Genomic DNA, 3,876 nt, shown 5'->3' on the forward strand with positions numbered 1-3,876 from the left:
CGCCCGCACGGTCGGCAAGGCGGCACTGGCCGCCCGCCACGGCCGCTCACGCGAGACCGCCCTCGGAATCCGCGGCGCCGGCCCGATCCCCCGCCGCGTCGCCGCCCTGCTCGGCCCGCCGAGGGCGATGCGCACCATCCCAGCCCTGGCGACCGCGACCGTGCTGGGCACGGCGATCTGGTCCATCTCCGAGGCCGCACAGGACCTGCACATGCTGCTGCGATTCATCGGCGCCTGAGACCGCCCGAATCGGCGGCCGAACGAGCGCGAACGGAAATTCGCGATCACGTCGTAGGATCAGTCATGACCGTCGGGAGGGTGGCCACCTGGGGAACATTCGACGGTCCGCTGCACCCCGGACATTTACGTTTTCTCGAGCGATGTAACGACTATGGCCGGCTGACCGTCTTCCTGGTGCACGACATCACCGTGAAAAGGCTTAAACGGCGTGATCCGATCATGTCGCACCGGATGCGCAAGGCCAACGTTCTGGGGACGGACCTGGTCCACGAGGTCGTCATCGGCGCCCCCGACCCCGACGCCGATACGCGGACCACCTTACGGTTCATGCCGGACGTTTACTGCTTCGGGGAGGATCAACTCGACGCGTGGAGCGTCACGCTGCGCCACGCGTTGAACATGGGCGGCACGCGTCTTGTGCAGATAAATCGATATCGGCCGGACCTTTACTCGACCAGCGCGCTCTACTTCAGGTGATACCGGCGCGGCAAGGGATGCCCGCGTTCCTCGGGAGCCAAATCGATCAACGATGAACCTCTCTCTCGTGCGGCATTTCGGTCAAGCCATTTCTTACATTGATGGCCTGATGCACAGCAGGCTGCTACGCTGACGCCGATATTTCAATCGGCCTTCCGAAGGGGAATTTGCGTGAAAGCAGTGGTGTTCGACTGGGATGGCACGTTGGTCGACTCGCAGCGTGCTTACCTCGACTCCTGGCGCATCGCGCTCGCCGCTGCGGGACACGAGATAACGAGTTCCGACCTGCAATACGCCGCGGGTCGCGCGTTCCCTGATGTCCTTCACCACTTCTCGGCGCAACTTTCGGTTGACCCCAAAAAGGTCGAGCACGAGTTCCGCAAGGACTTTCCCAGCAGAATCCAAGCGGAGATCGTTCGCTTTCCCGACGCCGTGACCTGCGCGCAGGAGTTGCAGGAGAACGGGGTCGACCTGGCGATCGCCACCCAGACACCCCGCACGGAGTTCGACCGCGCCCTGGCCGTCACCGGCTTGAACGGGCTCATCACCACGACGGTGTGCCGCACCGAAGTGGCCCGGCCGAAGCCCGCCCCGGACCTGTACCTGGAAGTGTGCAGGCGCCTGGAGCGAGAGCCCGCCGACTGCCTCGCCATCGAGGACAGCCCGGTCGGCGCCGCGTCGGCCCGCAAGGCCGGGCTCTTCGTGGTCGGCATCGCAAGGTCGGCGCAGGCCGTGAACGGCTTGAACGACGCCGCGAACACCGTGGTCGAAAAGTTGGACTCAGGCATGATACTCCGCTTCTGTGAGACTTGAATGGCCGGTCACCACGCTTTCATCAGCTACAATTCGCAGGACGGCGAGATCGTCCGCGAAATAGCCAGGCGGCTGATGCTGGACAAAGAAATTTCCTGCTGGCTCGATGCCTGGTCCCTGGTTCCCGGGCGAGCGTGGCAGGATGAGATAGAAGCCGCCATATCAAACTGCGATGTGATGCTGGTGGCCCTGGGAGAGCACGGTATCGGCGCGTGGCACCACGAGGAGTTTCGAACCGCGATCGACCTGTTCGCGGAGAAACCCGCTGAACGACGCGTGATTCCGGTGTTGTTACCGGGAGCGGGGCCGCAGGTACACGACCTCATCCCACAGTTCTTACGGCGTTTCACCTACGTCGACCTCCGGCCCGGCATCACCCCGCACCAGCTTGATCGTCTCGCCGCCGGCATACGAGGCGAACCGCCCGGCCCGCCGGGTGAGGTCCATTCGGATCGACCATCCCCCGTAACACGCGATATCACTAAATGGGAACGTCAGGCGTTATCCCGGATAGATACGATTCTCCGGGTCACCGAGCATTGGGTCGCTTCGATACAGAACCGGGACGGCGGCCTTCCGTCCGACGCCGACGGCACTTCGAGCTGCACCTGGACGAGCGCGGGCATGGTGTATGCCATCAATCGCCGCCAGCGCACCACGGCCAGCGGCCACTGGCTCAGAAGAACGCTCACCTGGGTCCTGGACAATCGCAACCGGGACGGTGGAGTTCCTCTCGTCGTCCCCGGCGATCCGTCGATCACGGACGCGACCGCTCAGGCGTTGCTCGCGTGTGCGGAGATGCAGCGGGCCGGTCCCGGCAGGGAGCTGGCGACGGCCGCCGATGAGCTCATCGACTGGCTGCTGAACCGGCAGCGGCCCTCGGGCGGATGGGCCTGGCGGACCAGCAACGAAGACGCCTGGACCGCCTCCACCGCGTACGCGCTGCACGCACTGAGTGTCGCGAACGACACTTTCCACGAACGCCCAGAACTCAGAGACGCGATCACTTCGGGGTTGTCGTGGCTTCGCGACACGCGCAACGACGACTGCGGCTGGGGCTCCCAGGCCGGAGGCACCTCCCAACCGGCGGTCTCAGGGCTGGCGATGTTCTGCCTGGCCGAAATCGGCTTTCGTGAGTTCGCCGCCGAATCCGGTGATTACTTACGCCAGAAACAAAGTGATGAAGGCGGCTGGTACTCGACGATCGACCGCCCCACAGGACACTCTATAATCCGGTTCGGCGATGCACACGCACTGGCCGGCATCGCATCCGCCGGATACCTTGACCACGAAGATGTGGTGCACCGAGGCTTCGACGCCCTGATGAAGTCGTTCAAGGGCAGCCATTTCCAGTACGGCGACACGGCAATGAGGACATGGCCGACGAGGGACGGACTGCTGGCCATCTCGGCGGTCGCCTCCAGCATTCTCTCAACCTGAGCAACCCTCGTCCATGAAAGGGCCGTAGTCGTGACCGGTTCGACCGACGATGACCAATACCAGCAATTCAAGGAATCTGCCGAGTCCACACTGAGAGAGTTCGCTCGTAGTGCGCTACCGGCCGCCACGAGGTCTCTTTCGGGCGGAGTCTGGCATCCCTACGGCTTCGCCATCTGGGATCTCCGCACCATCCCCCGACTCGGCAAGCTGCGGTTGCACGTCTGGCCCGACGTGGATCGCAAGGTCCGGCCATGGGGGCCGCGCATTCATCGCCACGGCTGGCACCTTGCGAGCCTGGTGCTGACCGGCACCTACCGTGACGTGCTCTACAGCGACAGTGCGCAACGGCCGGGTTCCGGAGACTGGCGTCCGGTCACCCCTTATCGAGTCGAGACCCTGCCCGGGGACAAGCGAAGAATAACGCCCGAGGACGGCACTTTACATATTCGCCAGAAGGAGCGTCGCGAGGTTGGTGCGTCAGGCATGCACTATATTCCCGCTGGAAGATTCCACGACACACTGATTCCAACAGACGAGTTCGTGGCCACACTCGTGCTCTTGGGACACGAGCAAGGTATGGGGTCATCTGCCGTTGAGGAACAACGGCTCGGCCCGCGCATCCATCAACGGTCCACACTGACCGGGCCCGAGGCCGAGCGTGTCTTGGCCGGTCTTGAAGATCGATTGCATGGCTCCGGGCGCGCCCCGTGAACGGGCTGCCGGTTCAGTGCCCTGTGTGTTCCGCGACCACGATGCTCCTCGCGGGCGTGTGATTCAGGTCGCCGACGAGGTCCTGTGCGGTGAGGCCGGAGCACAGCAGGAGGCCCAGGGCGGCCAGGGTCAGGCCGACGCCGCGACGTGGCGGCGGGCGCAGCAGGGCGGCGACGCGGCGGGGGATCGGGCCGG

General features: G+C 64.5%; 6 protein-coding genes. 5 read left to right on the forward strand and 1 reads right to left on the reverse strand.

The genetic code is table 11. The annotated features are described in order from the left end of the window. The 5 genes from ACFFNX_RS44400 to ACFFNX_RS44420 form a co-directional block, all read left to right on the forward strand. Positions 1-238, forward strand: a 238-nt coding sequence (locus ACFFNX_RS44400; RefSeq protein ID WP_378212283.1) for a hypothetical protein, incomplete at its 5' end; no start/stop codon positions are given. A gap of 65 nt (positions 239-303) precedes the next feature. Continuing rightward, positions 304-717, forward strand: a complete 414-nt coding sequence (locus ACFFNX_RS44405; protein WP_378212284.1) for an adenylyltransferase/cytidyltransferase family protein — start codon at positions 304-306, stop codon at positions 715-717. A 171-nt stretch (positions 718-888) separates the two neighbouring features. Then, positions 889-1,530 carry an HAD family hydrolase gene (locus tag ACFFNX_RS44410; protein ID WP_378212285.1) on the forward strand — a complete coding sequence of 214 codons (642 nt, stop codon included), beginning with the start codon at positions 889-891 and terminating at the stop codon, positions 1,528-1,530. Beyond that, on the forward strand, positions 1,531-2,970 hold the full coding sequence (locus tag ACFFNX_RS44415; protein WP_378212286.1) for a TIR domain-containing protein: 1,440 nt from the start codon (positions 1,531-1,533) through the stop codon (positions 2,968-2,970). Between the two features lie 30 nt (positions 2,971-3,000). Further along, positions 3,001-3,681 (forward strand): hypothetical protein, encoded by a 681-nt coding sequence (locus ACFFNX_RS44420; protein WP_378212287.1) that lies wholly within the window; start codon positions 3,001-3,003, stop codon positions 3,679-3,681. A gap of 13 nt (positions 3,682-3,694) precedes the next feature. Here ACFFNX_RS44420 and ACFFNX_RS44425 read toward each other — a convergent pair. Then, a partial coding sequence (locus ACFFNX_RS44425) for a hypothetical protein (RefSeq protein ID WP_378212288.1) occupies positions 3,695-3,876 on the reverse strand: 182 nt, incomplete at its 5' end.

It is taken from the genome of Actinoallomurus acaciae (assembly GCF_042429965.1).
Classification (GTDB): domain Bacteria; phylum Actinomycetota; class Actinomycetes; order Streptosporangiales; family Streptosporangiaceae; genus Actinoallomurus; species Actinoallomurus acaciae.

Bases quoted from the DNA above. Each gene is read 5' to 3' on its own strand.
- ACFFNX_RS44405 (WP_378212284.1), top strand. From the start codon at position 304: ATGACCGTCGGGAGGGTGGCCACCTGGGGAACATTCGACGGTCCGCTG.
- ACFFNX_RS44415 (WP_378212286.1), top strand. From the start codon at position 1,531: ATGGCCGGTCACCACGCTTTCATCAGCTACAATTCGCAGGACGGCGAG.